Source organism: Synechococcus sp. SYN20 (genome assembly GCF_014279555.1).
GTDB lineage: Bacteria > Cyanobacteriota > Cyanobacteriia > PCC-6307 > Cyanobiaceae > Synechococcus_C.
Genome location: NZ_CP047959.1, coordinates 408,229 through 426,346, shown reverse-complemented (window position 1 = coordinate 426,346; position 18,118 = coordinate 408,229). Strand labels below are relative to the sequence as shown.

At 56.5% G+C, this 18,118-nt stretch carries 17 protein-coding genes; 13 read left to right on the top strand and 4 right to left on the bottom strand.

The genetic code is table 11. The features are described 5' to 3' along the window. The first annotated feature begins 91 nt into the window (after positions 1–91). From SynSYN20_RS02135 to SynSYN20_RS02095, 9 genes are all read left to right on the top strand, one after another. A complete protein-coding gene (locus tag SynSYN20_RS02135; protein WP_255476333.1) occupies positions 92–1,804 on the top strand; it encodes a phosphodiester glycosidase family protein in 1,713 nt (570 codons plus the stop codon). A gap of 22 nt (positions 1,805–1,826) precedes the next feature. Further along, positions 1,827–2,153 carry an AIR synthase gene (locus SynSYN20_RS02130; RefSeq protein ID WP_038014828.1) on the top strand — a complete coding sequence of 109 codons (327 nt, stop codon included), beginning with the start codon at positions 1,827–1,829 and terminating at the stop codon, positions 2,151–2,153. A gap of 77 nt (positions 2,154–2,230) precedes the next feature. Next, positions 2,231–2,605 carry a 30S ribosomal protein S12 gene (rpsL, locus tag SynSYN20_RS02125; RefSeq protein ID WP_186524549.1) on the top strand — a complete coding sequence of 125 codons (375 nt, stop codon included), beginning with the start codon at positions 2,231–2,233 and terminating at the stop codon, positions 2,603–2,605. 50 nt (positions 2,606–2,655) lie between these two features. Further along, positions 2,656–3,126, top strand: coding sequence for a 30S ribosomal protein S7 (gene rpsG / locus SynSYN20_RS02120; protein WP_186524548.1), 471 nt, complete (start codon positions 2,656–2,658; stop codon positions 3,124–3,126). Between the two features lie 76 nt (positions 3,127–3,202). Then, positions 3,203–5,278 carry an elongation factor G gene (fusA, locus tag SynSYN20_RS02115; RefSeq protein WP_186524547.1) on the top strand — a complete coding sequence of 692 codons (2,076 nt, stop codon included), beginning with the start codon at positions 3,203–3,205 and terminating at the stop codon, positions 5,276–5,278. 41 nt (positions 5,279–5,319) lie between these two features. Next, complete coding sequence (gene tuf, locus SynSYN20_RS02110; protein WP_186524546.1) at positions 5,320–6,519, top strand: elongation factor Tu; 1,200 nt, start codon at positions 5,320–5,322, stop codon at positions 6,517–6,519. 154 nt (positions 6,520–6,673) lie between these two features. Next, complete coding sequence (rpsJ, locus tag SynSYN20_RS02105) at positions 6,674–6,994, top strand: 30S ribosomal protein S10 (RefSeq protein WP_006042265.1); 321 nt, start codon at positions 6,674–6,676, stop codon at positions 6,992–6,994. Positions 6,995–7,051: 57 nt separating this feature from the next. Further along, entirely contained in the window at positions 7,052–7,714 is a 663-nt protein-coding gene (locus tag SynSYN20_RS02100; protein ID WP_186524545.1) for an LON peptidase substrate-binding domain-containing protein, read from the top strand. Further along, complete coding sequence (locus SynSYN20_RS02095) at positions 7,714–8,673, top strand: methyltransferase domain-containing protein (protein WP_186524544.1); 960 nt, start codon at positions 7,714–7,716, stop codon at positions 8,671–8,673. The genes SynSYN20_RS02100 and SynSYN20_RS02095 overlap by 1 nt, the downstream gene beginning before the upstream one ends. Here the strand turns inward: SynSYN20_RS02095 and pheA are convergent. Further along, entirely contained in the window at positions 8,649–9,488 is an 840-nt protein-coding gene (gene pheA, locus SynSYN20_RS02090) for a prephenate dehydratase (RefSeq protein ID WP_186525384.1), read from the bottom strand. The two genes, SynSYN20_RS02095 and pheA, sit on opposite strands and share 25 nt — an antisense overlap. Before the next feature lie 31 nt (positions 9,489–9,519). On the opposite strand from pheA, the gene SynSYN20_RS02085 reads away from it, so the two are divergent. After that, positions 9,520–10,095: a DUF1997 domain-containing protein gene (locus tag SynSYN20_RS02085; protein WP_186524543.1), complete on the top strand. Its 576-nt coding sequence runs from the start codon at positions 9,520–9,522 to the stop codon at positions 10,093–10,095. On the opposite strand, the gene SynSYN20_RS02080 is transcribed toward SynSYN20_RS02085, so the two are convergent. The 3 genes from SynSYN20_RS02080 to SynSYN20_RS02070 all read right to left on the bottom strand — a co-directional run bounded on the left by SynSYN20_RS02080 (position 10,078) and on the right by SynSYN20_RS02070 (position 15,558). Further along, positions 10,078–10,671, bottom strand: coding sequence for a ribonuclease HII (locus tag SynSYN20_RS02080; protein ID WP_186524542.1), 594 nt, complete (start codon positions 10,669–10,671; stop codon positions 10,078–10,080). The two genes, SynSYN20_RS02085 and SynSYN20_RS02080, sit on opposite strands and share 18 nt — an antisense overlap. An 18-nt stretch (positions 10,672–10,689) precedes the next feature. After that, positions 10,690–12,714 (bottom strand): Rne/Rng family ribonuclease, encoded by a 2,025-nt coding sequence (locus tag SynSYN20_RS02075; RefSeq protein ID WP_186524541.1) that lies wholly within the window; start codon positions 12,712–12,714, stop codon positions 10,690–10,692. Positions 12,715–12,975: 261 nt separating this feature from the next. Then, on the bottom strand, positions 12,976–15,558 hold the full coding sequence (locus SynSYN20_RS02070) for a TIGR03960 family B12-binding radical SAM protein (protein WP_255476332.1): 2,583 nt from the start codon (positions 15,556–15,558) through the stop codon (positions 12,976–12,978). Between the two features lie 165 nt (positions 15,559–15,723). On the opposite strand from SynSYN20_RS02070, the gene SynSYN20_RS02065 reads away from it, so the two are divergent. From SynSYN20_RS02065 to SynSYN20_RS02055, 3 genes are read left to right on the top strand one after another with little or no spacing between them, the layout of a single operon-like run. After that, complete coding sequence (locus SynSYN20_RS02065; RefSeq protein ID WP_186524540.1) at positions 15,724–16,950, top strand: LL-diaminopimelate aminotransferase; 1,227 nt, start codon at positions 15,724–15,726, stop codon at positions 16,948–16,950. 41 nt (positions 16,951–16,991) lie between these two features. Then, on the top strand, positions 16,992–17,303 hold the full coding sequence (clpS, locus tag SynSYN20_RS02060) for an ATP-dependent Clp protease adapter ClpS (protein ID WP_186524539.1): 312 nt from the start codon (positions 16,992–16,994) through the stop codon (positions 17,301–17,303). Beyond that, positions 17,303–18,118: a CPBP family intramembrane glutamic endopeptidase gene (locus tag SynSYN20_RS02055; protein ID WP_186524538.1), complete on the top strand. Its 816-nt coding sequence runs from the start codon at positions 17,303–17,305 to the stop codon at positions 18,116–18,118. Before clpS ends, SynSYN20_RS02055 begins: the two co-directional genes overlap by 1 nt.

Here is an 18,118-nt window from a genome sequence, read left to right as displayed (position 1 = left end):
CAGCAACGGCATTCGCAATCCGTAGCTGTTGAGCTATCCCGAATCCTAAGGATTCGCCCACCCCAGCTAGCGTCGAGTCATGGATGCAGCAATGCCACCTCCTCCGCCAGTACCCATTGCGGAGGTTCGCCTCACTGATCAGTTCAGTGGAGATCGCCTAACGATTGGCGGCATCAACAGCTCGAGCTCATGGCTATGGCAGGGCCAGGGAGCAACAAACCCAAAGCGGCTCTGGCTACCTCTCGATCTCCTTATCGGGCAGATGGGATTTCAGCGTCAATCCGATGAAGGCGGAGAACGTCTCGAGTGGTACGGCGTGCAACTGCCCTTGAGCGGTTTGCAGCAACGCACGATCGGAGATGAAGTTGCCCTCGATGCTCTGCCCTGGCTGAACGCACTTGGGGTTCAAGTGAACCGAAGCAAGAACACTCTTGAAGTGGAGCTTCCCCAACCCCATCTGAAAACACTCAGACAAGGCAAAGGAAGCAGCGCCAATCGTCTTGTGATGGACCTCAGTGGGCCTGCCCTCGTTCAGCGCCAGGGCGATGATCTACTCCTACAAATAAAGATCACGCCTCTGCAGGAAAGCCATCTGCGCAGGATTGGCTTGCAAACACGACGGGGGCAGGGCGGGCTGAAGCTGCTGGGCCAATCGAGCAAGCTTTCGACCTTGACGCTTAAAGAGCCATGGCGGGTTGTTCTAGACGGCATCACCCCCACAAATCCGTCGACAAGCCGGCGTCAGTACCAAGCCTTTCAACGTGCGCTACTCGCCCCAGAGATGCAAGGTCCGATCAAGAAGGGGTTGGTTCTTGATCAGCGCGTGGTTCAAGTTGGCGTCAAGCCCATAAGGCTGTACCGAGCTGGCGTTCAGCACAACAGCTCAGCTCTGCTTTTACGCCCGCTTGCCCCCAGCCATGCCCAACCCGGACTGCGCTACCTCAATCAGTTGGCGCAACCTGCCAAAGCGCTTGTGGCGGTGAATGGAGGTTTTTTTAACAGAGTTCGCCAACTTCCTCTTGGAGCTGTTCGTCTTAACAACGAGTGGCTTTCAGGTCCAATCCTCAACCGAGGGGCCATCGGCTGGGACCGCAACGGCCCCCTGATGTTTGGACGCCTGCAGTTGATCCAGGAGATGACCGTGGTTGGGCAACGTCGCTGGCCTCTTGGGATGCTTAACAGCGGCTATGTCCAACGCGGACTCAGTCGCTACACCAGGGCTTGGGGCCCAACGTATCGCGCGCTCAGTGGAGAAGAGCAAGCGTTGACACTCATGGAAGGACGCGTTGATGCGGTGTACGACCAAGCCGCCCTCGTTCGCGGTGTCCCTTTGCCTTTAGGGGGAGACCTGATCGTGGCCCGAGGAGGAACAGCACTTCCAGCTCGGGTTGGGGATGCAGTGACCATCAACACCCGCAACTCAAACCCGTTGGGTGAACGTCCTCAAGTGCTGGGGGGAGGGCCCCTTCTCCTAGAAAAAGGCAAGGTTGTTCTGAATGGACGCCAGGAAGGCTTTAGCCCTGGCTTTCTTACCGGTTCAGCACCGCGCACCGTTGTGGCTCAAGACAAGGAGCGGCTTTGGCTCCTTGCCGTCAAAGGCGCCAATGGCAGTGATCCCACCCTTCTGGAAACAAGCCTGGCGCTAAGTCAACTTGGGATAACGGAGGCACTCAATCTCGATGGGGGCGGCTCAACCACCATGCTCATCGCCAATACAACAGTGATGACCGGGCGGGGCATCACTCCACGCGTACAAAACGGTCTTGGCTTTGTGCGTGCTGGATCCAAGGTGCTGGCAAACTGAGTTCATCAGCATGCGAACGGCTATGGGCGCCACGTTCTCCATCAGCGCCTCCGCTGCGGCGGAACTCGGTCGCCAGGCTGCGGTAGCAGGGACTCCAGGATTGATGCACCTCGACTTGGTATCCGGAAGTTGTGAGCAACACGTGATCCGCTTGCGCCCAGGGCATCTCGCAGGAATTGCCATGGCTCGAGCCGACGGAGTCACGCTTCACGCTCCAGAGGAGCAACTTCATCTACTGGAAGGTCTTTGCCTGGATTACCGCGGCGATCTGAGTGGCGGTGGCTTTCTGATCAGCCCCCAGGACAATGTGCGTTGCTGTCTATGCGGGAGTGCATTTTCCCGCTGTTGAGAAGAAAAGGTCGGACGAACCAGTATGGTGACGGATTGTCGAACTAGGTCGGGTCTCCGGCCGCATCCCGACCGTCGATGCCAACCATCCAGCAACTAATCCGCCACGAGCGTCAAACCCTCAAGGCGAAAACAAAATCTCCTGCGCTTAGGGCTTGCCCAGAGCGCAGGGGTGTATGCACCCGCGTGTATACCTCCACTCCGAAGAAGCCGAATTCGGCCCTACGGAAAGTGGCCCGTGTTCGCCTCACCTCAGGATTCGAGGTCACGGCTTACATCGGTGGCATTGGCCATAACCTTCAGGAACACTCCGTGGTCCTCATCCGTGGAGGACGCGTTAAAGATCTTCCTGGTGTGCGTTACCACATCATTCGTGGAACCTTGGACACCTCTGGTGTCAAGGATCGCCGTCAATCCCGTTCGAAGTACGGCGCCAAGGCGCCCAAAGAGTGATCCTCACTCTTTCTACTTTTTTCACCCTGTTATTCCCCACCTAACGGTTCATGTCACGCCGTAACGCTGCAGTCAAACGTCCGATCCTGCCGGATCCACAATTCAACAATCGCCTCGCCACGATGATGGTGGCGAGGTTGATGAAGCATGGGAAAAAGTCCACCGCCCAACGCATTCTTTCGGATGCTTTTGGATTGATTGGTGAACGCACCGGTGGTGACCCCGTCGAGCTGTTCGAAACTGCAGTCAAGAACGCGACTCCACTTGTAGAAGTGCGTGCACGACGTGTTGGTGGCGCGACCTATCAGGTTCCGATGGAAGTTCGTCAAGAACGGGGCACAGCAATGGCCCTTCGTTGGCTCGTGAATTTCTCAAGAGCCCGTAATGGTCGCAGCATGTCTCAAAAGCTTGCTGGAGAATTAATGGACGCTGCGAACGAAGCCGGTAGTGCGGTCCGCAAGCGGGAAGAGACCCACAAGATGGCTGAAGCCAACAAAGCTTTCGCCCACTATCGCTACTGATCTTCAGTCAACCTGATTATCTCAGGTTGACATGTAGAGTCACATTTGCTTTTAACGCCCCACCCCGGAGTATCCTGTGGCACGCGACTTTCCCCTGGAACGCGTCAGAAATATTGGTATTGCAGCCCATATTGACGCTGGTAAAACAACCACCACTGAGAGGATTCTTTTCTACTCCGGTGTGGTGCACAAGATTGGTGAGGTGCACGACGGTGCAGCCGTAACCGACTGGATGGCTCAAGAGCGTGAGCGTGGGATCACGATTACTGCCGCTGCAATTTCCACAAGCTGGAATGACCACCGGATCAATATTATTGACACTCCTGGACACGTTGATTTCACCATCGAAGTTGAACGCTCCATGCGCGTTCTCGATGGGGTGATCGCAGTTTTTTGCGCTGTTGGTGGCGTGCAGCCGCAATCAGAAACGGTGTGGCGCCAAGCCGATCGCTATTCCGTGCCACGGATGGTGTTTGTCAACAAGATGGATCGGACTGGTGCTGATTTCTTGAAGGTTTTTGGACAAATCAAGGATCGCCTCAAGGCCAATGCGGTTCCCATTCAGCTTCCGATTGGAGCCGAAGGTGAACTCAGCGGAATCATCGATCTTGTTGAGAACAAAGCCAATATCTATAAAGATGATTTAGGCCAAGACATCGACGTCACAGATGTTCCGGCAAATATGAAAGATGAGGTTGATAAGTGGCGCAACATTTTGATGGAAACGATTGCAGAAAATGATGAAGATCTCATCGAAAAGTTCCTGGAGTCAGGCGAACTCTCAAATGCTGATTTGAAGCAAGGCATCCGTACTGGTGTTCTTAAGCACAAATTGGTCCCCGTGCTGTGTGGTTCGGCCTTCAAGAACAAGGGTGTTCAACTTGTTCTCGACGCGGTTGTTGATTACCTTCCAGCTCCGATTGATGTACCTCCAATCCAGGGACTTCTGCCAAACGGCAAAGAAGCTGTTCGTCCATCCGACGACAGTGCACCCTTCAGTGCTCTGGCCTTCAAGGTGATGGCTGACCCTTACGGAAAGCTCACTTTTGTTCGTATGTATTCAGGCGTCCTTGAAAAAGGGAGTTACGTCTTGAATTCGACCAAAGACACGAAAGAACGTATCTCTCGTCTCGTTGTGCTGAAAGCTGACGATCGCGAAGAAGTGGATGCCCTTCGTGCCGGTGATCTCGGAGCTGTTTTGGGTCTCAAGAACACAACCACCGGAGACACCCTCTGCTCAACAGACGATCCAATTGTTTTGGAAACGCTGTTTGTGCCTGAGCCCGTGATCTCGGTTGCGGTCGAACCCAAAACCAAAGGCGACATGGAGAAACTCTCCAAAGCCTTGGTGTCATTGGCCGAAGAAGACCCAACGTTCCGTGTCCGTACGGATCAGGAAACAGGTCAGACCGTGATTGCAGGCATGGGCGAACTCCACCTCGAAATTTTGGTGGATCGCATGCTGCGCGAATTCAAAGTGGAAGCCAATATTGGTGCCCCTCAAGTTTCTTACAGAGAAACCATTCGTGGTTCATCGAAAGGGGAAGGCAAGTTCTCCCGGCAAACTGGTGGTAAAGGCCAATACGGTCACGTCGTCATCGAGATGGAGCCTGGCGAACCAGAATCTGGCTTTGAATTCATCAACAAAATTGTTGGTGGCATCGTTCCCAAGGAATACATCAAGCCTGCAGAGCAGGGCATGAAGGAGACCTGCGAGTCAGGTGTGATTGCTGGTTATCCCCTGATTGATGTCAAATGCACGATGGTCGATGGGTCTTACCACGATGTGGACTCGTCGGAGATGGCTTTCAAGATTGCTGGCTCTATGGCCTTCAAGGATGCGGTCAAGAAGTGCAATCCTGTACTTCTTGAGCCGATGATGAAGGTCGAAGTCGAAATCCCCGAGGATTTCCTCGGTTCGGTGATCGGCGACCTGTCCTCTCGCCGGGGACAGGTAGAGGGCCAGTCCGTCGATGACGGAACGTCTAAAGTCTCTTCCAAGGTGCCCTTGGCCGAGATGTTCGGCTATGCCACCGAACTCCGATCCATGACCCAGGGTCGGGGTATTTTCTCGATGGAGTTCAGTCACTACGAGGATGTTCCTCGCAATGTGGCCGAGGCCATCATCTCCAAGAATCAGGGCAATTCCTGATCTCTACACTCCCTTAATTCACCCCTAGATTCTTTACCAAAATGGCTCGCGAGAAGTTCGAAAGGAACAAGCCCCACGTCAACATCGGCACCATCGGCCACGTTGACCACGGCAAAACCACCCTCACCGCAGCGATCACAAGCGTGCTCGCCAAAAAAGGTCAGGCTGAGGTTCAAAACTATGCCGACATTGATGGTGCTCCTGAGGAGCGCGAACGCGGCATCACCATTAATACTGCTCACGTTGAGTACGAAACGGATAAGCGCCACTACGCCCACGTTGACTGCCCTGGTCACGCGGACTATGTGAAAAACATGATCACAGGTGCTGCTCAGATGGATGGCGCCATCCTTGTGTGTGCAGCCACCGACGGCCCTATGGCTCAAACCAAGGAGCACATTCTCCTTGCCAAGCAAGTTGGCGTTCCCGCCCTGGTTGTTGCACTAAACAAGTGCGACATGGTTGATGACGAAGAGATCATCGAACTCGTTGAGATGGAAATCCGTGAGTTGCTTTCCAGCTATGACTTCCCCGGCGACGATATTCCTGTCGTTCAAGTCTCTGGCCTAAAAGCCATCGAGGGCGAAGCAGAATGGGAAGCCAAAATCGAAGAACTGATGGCTGCAGTGGATGAAAGCATCCCCGAGCCAGAGCGAGAAATTGATAAGCCATTCCTGATGGCGATCGAAGATGTGTTCTCCATCACTGGACGTGGCACCGTCGCAACGGGTCGTATCGAACGCGGCATCGTCAAAGTGGGCGAAGAAGTCGAAGTCGTGGGCATCAGAGATCCCCGCAAAACCACCGTTACCGGTGTGGAGATGTTCCGCAAACTGCTCGATGAGGGCATGGCCGGCGACAACGTAGGTCTCCTTCTTCGCGGCATTCAGAAGGAAGACATCGAGCGCGGCATGGTGCTCGTGAAGCCCGGTTCCATCACCCCTCACACCAAGTTTGAGGGCCAGGTCTACGTGCTCAAGAAAGAAGAAGGGGGCCGCCACACACCTTTCTTTGCTGGCTACCGCCCGCAGTTCTACATCCGTACCACTGACGTGACAGGGCAGATCACCGCATTCACAGCGGAAGATGGCTCCAACGTTGAAATGGTCATGCCTGGAGACAACATCCAGATGACTGGTGAGTTGATCTGCCCAGTCGCTATGGAATTGGGCATGCGCTTTGCTATTCGCGAAGGTGGTCGCACCATCGGAGCTGGCGTGGTCTCCAAGATCATCGAATGATCTAATCCTCAAGCCCTGTAAGGGTCAGGCTGACTGCGGTGAGACCGTCCCTTACAGTTCTTGAGTGGAAGAGCTTCATTGCCTGAGGCTCTTCCTGTCCGAACCTAGACAATCCAACTTCTCGGTCTCTTTTTAGGGACTTTCTCCCGCCTCCATGTCCACCGCAATCGCTCAGCAAAAGATCCGCATTCGTCTCAAGGCGTTTGATCGCCGCATGCTGGATCTCTCTTGCGACAAAATCATTGAAACTGCCGACAACACGGCAGCAACGGCCATCGGGCCAATTCCTTTGCCAACGAAGCGCAAGATTTACTGCGTTCTGCGCTCGCCCCACGTGGATAAGGATTCACGCGAGCACTTCGAAACGCGGACCCATCGCCGCATCATCGATATTTACAGCCCTTCAGCAAAGACCATCGATGCTCTGATGAAGCTCGACCTTCCTAGTGGAGTTGACATCGAGGTCAAGCTCTAATCGGAGCCCCATCCAACGATCAGCTGCCTAGTATTTCGCTCTTCGCTTGAATTCTGCGTGGCTGATCTGTCCGTCAGAGAACTTCCTCTGTTTCCTCTGCCGGATGTGGTCCTCTTCCCAAGTGATGTTCTGCCACTGCATATCTTCGAGTCGCGCTACCGAATGATGTTGCAGAGCGTCTTAGAAACAGATCGGCGCTTTGGCATCGTGCGTTGGGATCCGGATCAACAAACGATGGCCGCTGTTGGCTGTTGTGCTGAAATCATCCAGCATCAAACTGGAGACGATGGTCGCAGCAACATCGTGACCCTCGGACAACAGCGCTTTCGAGTGCTCAACGTCACCAGAGAGACACCCTTTCGTTCGGCAATGGTCAGCTGGATCGAAGACGATCCTGTCGACAACATCAGCGAATTGCAGTCCTTAGCTGCGACCGTAACGCAAGCCTTGAAAGATGTTGTTGAACTCACGGGCAAACTGACCGACTCCAAATCTTCCCTGCCTGACGACCTTCCAGACCTTCCTCGCGAGCTTTCCTTTTGGATTGGAGCGCATTTAGGAGGGCCGGTAGCAGACCAACAGCAGGATCTCCTGGAGCTCACCAGCACACGCACGCGTCTAGAGCAGGAGTTCGAAATGCTCGATGAGACCCGTCGTCAGCTTGCTGCTCGCACCGTTTTACGCGACACGCTGTCAGAGACCGATCCGAGCAACGGTTAATGCCTTCACCAACTGTTCTCATACCAACAGCAGCTGGATTACTGCTCTTGGCTGGCGCCTACCAGCTCTGGAATCGTCGCAACCGCGCTTACCACTCCAGTGAGAGCGTTGCTGCCGCCTATGACGCCTGGACCGACGACCAATTACTGGAATCTCTTTGGGGTGAGCATGTTCATCTTGGTCATTACGGATCGCCACCACAGCCTCGCGATTTCCGGCAGGCCAAGGCCGACTTCGTCCATGCGTTGATCCGCTGGAGTGGCTTCGATCAATTACCACCAGGATCGCGTGTTTTGGACGTGGGTTGCGGTATCGGAGGAAGCGCCAGGATCCTTTCCCGTGACTACGGTTTAGACGTAGTGGGTATCAGCATCAGTCCTGCTCAGGTGAACAGAGCCACCCAGCTAACGCCAGACTCGCTGCCCTGTCGCTTCGCAGTGATGGATGCCCTCAACCTCCAACTTGAGGATCAAAGCTTTGACGCCGTTTGGACGGTCGAAGCCGGTCCGCATATGCCCGATAAGCAGCGATTTGCCGACGAACTCCTACGAGTTCTGAAACCAGGCGGGCGTCTGGCCGTTGCTGACTGGAACCGCCGCGATCCTGTGGATGGTGCCCTTGATCGGCGCGAACGCTGGGTGATGCACCAATTACTCACGCAATGGGCGCATCCTGAATTCGCCAGCATCCGAGGCTTTCGCCACAACCTTGAAACCAGCCCTCATCAGCGCGGCACGATCAGCACCGCCGATTGGACAGACGCCACGTTGCCCTCTTGGAATGAGTCCATCCTTGAAGGCATCCGCAGGCCCAATGCGATCCTGCGTCTTGGCCCCAAGGCCGTCCTCCAAGGCCTTCGGGAAACACCAACGCTGTTGTTAATGCGCTGGGCTTTTGCCCGAGGAATGATGCAGTTTGGCGTGTTTAAAACGGATCACTCCAACACCGAACTGGGGTAAGCCCCAAAGTGGAGAAGGTGTTCACACAGCGGCTGCAGGCTTGTGCTCAGCCGCTCAAGCAATTCATACGTTCCTTGCCCGGGCAACTCCACATCCACAAAAAACACATATTCACCAAGCTCACGCTTTGAAGGACGCGATTCAATCCGGCTCATGTTGAGCCCGAGATCGCCGATGGCTTGCAAGGCCTCGATCAACGCCCCAGGCGCGTTTTGATGCAGTGAGAAGGCAAGGCTGGCAACATCTCCCTCGCCACTCACCGCACCGTTCTGAAGCAACAAGAAGCGGGTACGGTTTCCAGCCACATCATTCACTGGATAGGCCAGCTCCTGGAGTCCCTGCTGCCCCGCTAATGAGCGATCAGCAATGGCTGCTCTGAAGCGACTGCCACGCACCATCCTGGCCGCTTCAGCGGTGGAGCTTGCTGGAAGTAGCACAGCCTGCGGCAAGTGACGTGCCAACCAGCCGCTGCATTGGGCAAGAGCCTGAGGATGGGATAAGACTTCCGAAATACCATCAAGAGAGCCGCTGCTCAGCAGCGCATGACGAATCGGTAGAACGACAGCGCGACGAATTCTCAAGTTCGAATAAGACCAGAGAGCGTCAAGGATTGCCGTGACCCCACCCTCAACGGAGTTCTCCACAGGAACCACGGCCGATTCGCAGCGACCATCAGCAACATGTTCCACCACAGACCGAAGCCCCGAACATGCCACCAGCACTGGGTTCTCGATATCTTCAAGCTTCATGAGGCTGCGAGCAGCCCGCTCTCCATAGGTCCCCTCCGGCCCGAGAAAAGCCACACGCATCGGCATCGGATCAAGACACACATCGATCGATAGGATCATGCCGCGTCAGGACACGGTCATGGCCCTGGCCTTTCGAGCCAGTCAGCATCTCGATCTACCCATCGCAGATGAGTCAGAACGTCTGCGGGCTTATTTGCATGAGCACGACCGCGTTGTCAAAGCGCTGCTCGACTCCGACCAGCTCACAGCCTTGGCGCCAGGGCGCTACCGCTACACCGTGACAACGCTGCAGGTGTTCCAACTGCATGTCAAGCCAGTGGTGTCGCTCGAAGTCGATGAAGTGAGCGGACAACTTCGGATCCGTGCTCTTGATGCAGACCTCGAAGGTTTGGGGTTAGTGGAAGACTTCCAACTGAGGCTTGAAGCCCTGCTTGAGGCGACGCCCAGGGGACTGCAAGGAGAGGCCACGCTGAGCGTGGAGGTCAGCCAGCCTCCGCTGCTACGTCTGATTCCCAAGCGAGTGCTGGAGAGCACAGGGGAATCCATCCTGAATGGAATTCTGCTCACGATCAAAGGCCGAGTCGGTCGTCAGTTAGTGGCTGATTTCCAGTCCTGGGCCAAGGATTTAGAGAACCCTCCCGCCAGCGAGTCCGCCCTACCGGGTGGCGAATAGCTTCTTCAAAAACGATCGCCGGTGCAAGGGGGTGGGGCCAGAGGCCAGTAGCGCTGCTCGATGTTGAGCCGTTCCATATCCAGCATGTCTCTCAAGCCCGTACCCCGGAAATCGAGTGGACAGCCGCCGAATCAAAGCGTCGCGAGCCTCTTTCGCCAACACACTCGCAGCTGCTATGGCTGCATGGCTGCTATCACCACGCACGATGGTGCGTTGAGAACCCTCCCACAATCGCAATGGGAGCACTCCATCCACCAAGACCAGCTGAGGCGGGCTAGGCAAGCGCTGAAGAGCACACAACATGGCCTGCTCAGTCGCGCTGCGAATCCCGTGGTGATCGATGGCCCGCGCAGAGCTTTGACCCAATCCCCAGGCATGGGCATGAGCCTCAATCAGGGGAACCAGTGCAGCTCTACGACTCGGCGTTAATGCCTTGCTATCGGTGAGACCAGCCGCCTGCAAATGCAGTGCGGCTTGATCGCTCAACACAACTGCGGCGGCAAAAACGGGCCCAAACAAACAGCCACGACCCACTTCATCCACCCCAGCGATGCCAAGGCCATCGCTGTCATTCAACGGACCTGACACCGCTACTTAGTCGTGATCAGACGTCGATGCAGAGGCGCGACGACGACGGCGACCGGGCCTTGCTTCAGAGGTGTCAGCAGGCTCAGGATCAGGACTGACCTCAGGCTGAGAACTCGCGACCGGTTCAGAGATGGATACGGAGACGGGTTCAGATACTGAAACCACTTCAGGCTCAGGAGACATCACCGGGAGTGGGGTCTCAATCAAAGGCGTGATCTCCACAAGCAAAGGCTGTGCATTCACGTCTTGCTCCAGGGGAGTGACGACGGTCGTGGGTGCTGAATCATCTCCGCCAGCTGATGCAGCAGAACGACCCGAACCAGTGCCCGCGCCACGTCCATTCCCCCTCGGCCCACGGCGGCGGCGGCGACCTGCGTTAGCCGACATTTGCTGTCGAGCCTGCTCAAGCACCTGCTCTGCATCTTCGCCGGGACGGACAACGCGCACCATCAAGTTGTCCAGCTCCGGCTGAGACTCCAGGAGCAAGGCTGGATTCAGACCAAGCCATCCATAGACCTGCTCTTCGTCTTCATCCATAGGAACCGCAACCAGCTCAGGGTCCTGACGTCGGCTCACGCTGGCAGGCTCAATGGCAGCAGACGTCGATACGGACGTAGACGCACTAGCAGTCTCCATCTCATCCAAAAGCGCATCGCTGCTGTCGACAGGACCTGACGCCGCCACAGCCTTCCCTCGGGCACCACGACGCCGACGGGCATTCGAGGCCTCTCCAGACTGAGGAGCTTCAGCGCGAGCCGACGCTGCAGAACGCACCAGCCCCGTAGCCGTGGCGAGGGGCTGCATCAGATCCTTTCCAGGAAGCACAGCAACGTGGCCAAGTCCCCCGCAACTGGGACAGGCTCGCCCGAACAGCTCATAAATATTTTGGCCCTGACGCTTACGCGTCAGCTCAACAAGACCGAGTTCCGTGAGCTGGGCAATTTGAGGGCGAGCGGCGTCATCACGAATCGCACTGGTGAAATGCTCCAGCAGCTGCAACTGATCACGACGGGAGTCCATGTCGATGAAGTCGACGATGATCACCCCACCGATGTTGCGCAAACGCAACTGCCGGGCAATCTCTATGGCTGCCTCACAGTTGGTCCAGAGCACCGTTTCCCTGGCATTCGCCGAGCGGGTGAACGAACCAGAGTTGACATCAATCACCGTGAGGGCCTCGGTGGGCTCGATGATCACGTAACCACCGGAGGGAAGATCAACCCTCGGCTTTAGGGCATCACGAATAGCCCCATTGACTTTGTAGTGCTCGAGCAGCTCAGAAGGCTCGGGATGGGCTTCCACCACAACGTGACTTCCCTCGTCTCCGAGGAAGGAACGCACCCGTTCCACAGCAGCGGGTGACTCCACCACCACCCGGTCCAAATCCAAACCGGTGTGATCGCGAAGAATGCGATGTATGAAATCCTCATCGCGGTTGAGAAGAACCGGGGGGGAAGCCGTCTCAGCAGCTTTTTGGATCGCCTCCCATTGACGTAACAGCGATTCGAGGTCGTCAATCAGCAATTCTTCGCTGATTCCATCGGCTTCCGTACGAATCAGCAGGCCCGCCCCTGGGGGCTTCACCAACACACCCAGGGCGCGCAACCGGTTCCGCTCTCCTTCCGAACCGATGCGCCTGGAGATATTGACCCCCTGACCGCTGGGTTGAAGCACGAGGTAACGACCTGGCAGCGCCAGATTGCCTGTTAAGCGTGGACCTTTGGTGCCCGTGGGCTCCTTCATCACCTGAACCAGCACTTTTTGGCGTGGTTCGAGCAGTTCTGTAATGCCTGCGGCACCTTTTTTAAGGCGTAAAGGGCCTAAGTCAGTGACATGAATGAAGCCATTTTTTTCACTTTCGCCAATGTTGACGAAAGCCGCATCAATCCCTGGGAGAACATTTTCAACAGTGCCCAAATAGACATCACCGATCTGGTAACGCCCTTGGGCAACAATTAATTCATCGACGCATTCATCTGTGAGAACTGCGGCAATGCGCAGTTGCTCAGCAATAACAATTTGTTGGGGCATAAACAATGACTGACGACGCCCGTCAGGACTGAAGCCCGATCAACAGCCAGCCAGCATGTCGCACGGGGTTGGAATGAATTCAAGTGACCAATTAGGTCTAAGCATTCGGAGTGAATAACTCCTCTGATTTGGAGCTCGACTGCAACGCCTGGGCGTTGATTGAAACAGGAGACTCTGGCCTCTTATTCCGCAGGATGTGGGAGCAAGAAGGTCGGGACGAAACCGTGGCGCAGGCCCGTGGTTTGACGTCTTGTTTTCAATTTAGCACCGCACAAGCCGTAGTTCGAGGCGACGCACATTGTGGAGATGCAAAGACTGCTCGAAGCCTTCAGACAACCAGTGCTGGAGCTGAGCGGGCTTAAGGCTCCTGCCTTGATCGTCGATGTGAGCGAGGCACTCAAGCGTTACCCCGCTCTCCACCGCTCCATCAACCGCTCCATCAACCGGAGCCACGATTTCAAGCGTCTCTAAAGCTGGTCTGCAATCGCGCTGACGAGGACGTCCTTTTTTATCGGTGTCATCCCAAACGAGAGTATCTCGCGACAACAAATCATCCACCACCTGCCTCCACTGATCCAAGGAAATCGAAGGGTCTCCCGCTTGAGTTTTCAGCTCAAAGCTCCATCGGGCTGCCTCCAATTGTTGAGAGAGGCTCTGACCAGACACGGGCACTTCATAGGCCTCCATCAACAAAAGTCCTGGGGGAAGGGTCTGTTGCCAACGCTTCAAAACCTGAAGCGCCTCAACCTGTTCAATGAATTCCAAATCCATCCATTCCCCCTCTCCTTGCACGCCAAGCGGCAAGGCCAAGGCGAGCTGAAGGCGGGGAAGCGGGTGAAAGCCACCGGTGAAACTGATCGGTAATTCAGCACGTCGAAGCGCACGCTCAAACAAGCGCACCAAATCGAGATGGCTGAGCAAGGCCATCGCGCCTGTTTTGCTGAAACGAAACCTGATCCGGCAGACCCGCTCGCTCGGTGGAGCCTGCCTTGGCTTCTGAACAGGAATCTCAGGAGGAGCAATCACAACGTTGTGGCCTAGGTCCGGGCCACAGACCCCACAACTGCTGCATCCCTCGAACGAACAATCCGGAACAACGGCCGCTTCAAGAGCTCGCTTGAGATCGTCTGCCAACCAGCCCTTATCAATCCCGGTATCGATGTGGTCCCAAGGCAGCGGCTGAGAACAGAACGCATCCAACCCTTCCTCGCTGAGCGCATTCGCACGTCCCCAGCCACCGAGCTCAAGGGCCCGGTAGCGGCCCTCAAGACCTGCTGCTGCGATAGCGCCAGTCCAAGCCTCATAGGTGCGATCGAGGGCCTCAAACCATGCATCCATCCCTGCACCCGCTCGCCATGCCGCTTCGATGACAGGCGCCAAGCTCCTGTCTCCGCGACCGACGAAGTCCTCCATAGCGGAAAGCCTCACATCCGTGAAGTTGAAGCGCACTCCGCGAAGACGCTTTCCGGCTTCCCTCAGCAACTGCTGACGCCTTAAGAACTCCGCCGTCGAAACGCTGTGCCACTGAAACGGCGTATGCGGCTTCGGGGTGAAATTACTGATGGTGATGTTGAGATTGAGGCGACCTAAATCGCGGCAGCGGTCGAGCAACATCCGACAGGTCTCGGCGATGCCCAGCACATCGGCATCGGTCTCACCCGGCAACCCGATCATGAAATAGAGCTTCACCTTGCGGAAGCCGTTTTGCATTGCTGTGCGGATTCCATCCACAAGATCGGCATCCGTGAGGCCTTTGTTCACGATGTCTCTCAGCCGTTGGGTGCCGGCTTCCGGTGCAAACGTCAGGCCCGACTGGCGGGAGCCCCCAAGGATGTGAGCGATGTCGTCATCAAACCGATCCACCCGCTGACTGGGCAATTGAAGCGTGACATTGCGATCGGCGAGACGATTGCGAAGCTCGACCCCCACAGCGGGCAACGCCAGGTAATCGCTGCAGCTCAACGACAGCAAAGAGAAGTCGCTGTAACCCGTTCGCTGCATTCCCGTTTCAATCGCCTCAATCACGGCCTCAGGCTCCACGTCCCTCGCTGGTCTTGTCAGCATTCCCGGCTGGCAAAAACGGCAGCCTCGGGTGCAACCACGACGAATTTCCACCGTCAATCGGTCATGCACGGTCTCCACATGAGGAACGAGTCCCATCGCGTAATGGGGCATGGGCGTAGCAACACGCCTCAACAAGCGGTCCGGAAGACCATCCTCCAGCGGCTCCACGCTGATCCCTTGCTGATCAGGTCCATAGAGAGACGGCACATAAACCCCTGGGACAACAGCCAGGTCACGAAGCAAGTCCGTTCGAGACAGGCCCGCAGCTTTGGCTTCTGCCACCACCAATCCAATCTCAGGGAGAAGTTCTTCGCCATCGCCTAAAGCAATGAAGTCAAAGAAAGCTGCATAAGGCTCAGGGTTGCTGGTGGCTGTGGGACCGCCAGCAAAAATCAGAGGCGGAGACTCGGGGTGAGAGAGGGGCAAGTCTCCTCTCTCTGCCGCATAAAGCGGCACTTTCGCCAAATCCAACATGGCGAGAATATTGGTCGCACCCAGCTCATAGCTGAGGCTGAAGCCCAGGATGTCAAAGGCGGGGAGCGGCCTCCTGCTCTCCACCGCAAACAAGGCTTGCTTCCGCTCTTTCAGCCTCTCTGAAAGATCCGCTGCCGGGAGATAGGCCCGATCACACAGCTGACCAGGAACAGCATTAAGGATGGAATAAAGAATGATGTGGCCGAGGTTGCTGGAGCCCACCTCGTAAATCTCGGGATAGGTCAGAGCCCAGCGCACACGCGCCGCCTCCCAATCCCGTGGCTCCACCCCCAACTCATGTCCCATGTACCGGGCGGGACGATTGATGGAGGCATCAACAAGTTGATCAAACGCCACAACAGCATTGGGATCGGGATCCTGCTTCGTGGGGGACGGGGCGACAATCACGACCACCAGGCCCTGCTTCTTTCATCGTATGTAGCAGGATGCCCGAAGCAACCCCAGTCATTCGTGGTCAAGGTCAACGGCAATTACCTGAAACTCAAAGCGGGTTATCTGTTCCCGGAGATTGGCCGCAGGGTGAAGGCCTTTAGTAGCGCCAACCCCGAGGCCCAGCTGATTCGTCTCGGCATCGGAGACGTCACAGAGCCGCTACCGCAGGCCTGCCGTGACGCCATGAAATCAGCCATCGACGAGATGGGAACTGCGGAAGGATTCCACGGCTATGGGCCGGAACAGGGCTATGCCTGGCTTCGCGAGTCGATTGCCCACGTTGACTTCCAAGCCAGGGGCTGTGAGATCAGCGCAGAGGAGATCTTTGTATCGGACGGCTCCAAATGCGACAGCAGCAATATTCTCGACATCCTGGGGAGTGGAAATCGCATTGCAGTGACCGATCCGGTGTATCCGGTTTACGTCGACAGCAATGTGATGGCTGGCCGCACAGGCGAGTCTGGCGATGACGGACGTTATGGCGGCCTGACCTACCTGCCGATCAGCGCAGACAACGGGTTTGCAGCACAGATTCCCAGTGAACCTGTTGACCTGATCTATCTCTGTTATCCCAACAACCCCACCGGCGCTGTCGCAACGAAGGCCCAACTGAAGGAATGGGTCGACTACGCCCGTGCCAACAAGGCCTTGATCCTGTTTGATGCAGCGTACGAGGCGTTCATTCAAGATCCCGAGCTGCCCCATTCCATCTATGAGATCGAGGGTGCTCGCGACTGTGCGATCGAATTCCGCTCCTTCTCCAAAAACGCCGGATTCACAGGCACCCGCTGCGCCTTAACCGTTGTACCCAAAGGGCTCAAGGGCAAAGCCGACGATGGTTCAGAGGTGGAGCTTTGGGGGCTTTGGAACCGTCGGCAGAGCACCAAGTTCAACGGCGTGAGCTACATCATTCAGCGCGGCGCAGAAGCGGTGTATTCCGCTGCTGGGCAACAGGAAGTGAAGGCACTCGTGAGCTTCTACATGGAGAACGCCGCCATTATCCGGCGCGAGCTCAGCGCTGCAGGAATTGAAGTGCATGGCGGTGAGCACGCCCCTTATGTGTGGCTGAAAACACCTTCCGGAATGGACTCCTGGAGCTTCTTCGATCACCTGCTTCAGAAGGCCAACGTGGTGGGGACCCCAGGGAGTGGCTTCGGGGCTGCAGGAGAGGGCTATTTCCGCCTTTCCGCCTTCAACAGCCGTAGCAATGTGGACGAAGCAATGGCCCGCATTCGCAACCTATGACCTAATCACTCCTAGATTGGGGTTAATGGGAATCAGTGGCAATGGTGGATACACCCAGCCGTAGCCCCGGTGGGGCTGCGGTTCTTGACAAGCAAACCGAGCGGGTGCGTAAGACATCGCCCCGCTACAAGGTTTTGCTTCACAACGACCCTGTCAACAGCATGGAGTACGTCGTCGTCACCCTTCAGCAGGTGGTTCCCCAACTCAGTGAGCAAGACGCGATGGCCGTGATGCTGGAAACGCACAACACGGGGGTAGGCCTGGTGATCGTTTGCGACATTGAACCTGCAGAGTTTTACTGCGAAACCTTGAAGAACAAGGGCCTGACCAGCACCATCGAACCAGAAGAGTGATGCAGACCCCCACCAGATCAACGTTGCACTGGTGGGGAACGCTTTTTTATGTACCGGTGCTCTACGGGCTGGGTTGGCTGAGCGCACGACCTCTGGCGCTGATCTTCCCCCAATGGCGCCCGGACCAGGTGAATCTGGCCGGAGTGGTGGTGGCGTTGCTGCTGCTGTTGCTCACCCTCCCTTGGCGCTTGCGACGGAGCTGGGGCGTCGAGCATCCCTGGCAAGAGCTGGGGATTGTCGTTCCTACCGCCGCGGGTCTACGCGCCTTCCTTCGTGGATTCCTGAAGGCAGCTGCTCTTCTTTTTGGCGTGGTTGTGGTCCTACTGCTCAGCGGCCAAAGCCAATGGCAGGGGCAACTCACAGCCGGACAACTCCTTAATGCCGTCGCCCTGCTGGTGGGGGCGGGATTCGCTGAGGAGCTGCTTTTTCGTGGTTGGCTCTGGGGTGAATTGGAGCTGCTGGGAGGCCGTCAACGGGCCATTGGCTTGCAGGCCGCCTTCTTTGCTCTAGTTCATCCCTGGTATCAGCTGCCCGCGATCGAAGCGATTGGTCTGGTGGTAGGGCTGACTCTCTTGGGGCTGGCATTAGCGCTGCAACGGCGTGCCGATCAAGGTGCGCTCTGGGGATCGGTTGGACTTCACGGCGGACTGGTCGGGGGCTGGTTTGCCCTGCAATCCGGCCTGATCAGCGTGCCGGCGACAGGGCCGGTTTGGCTCTTGGGTCCCGGCGGGGACAATCCCAACCCGATCGGAGGTCTCCTGGGCTGGGTCGGGCTGGCGGGATTAATTCTGGTGCGTCGCCGCTGGTGGAACTGA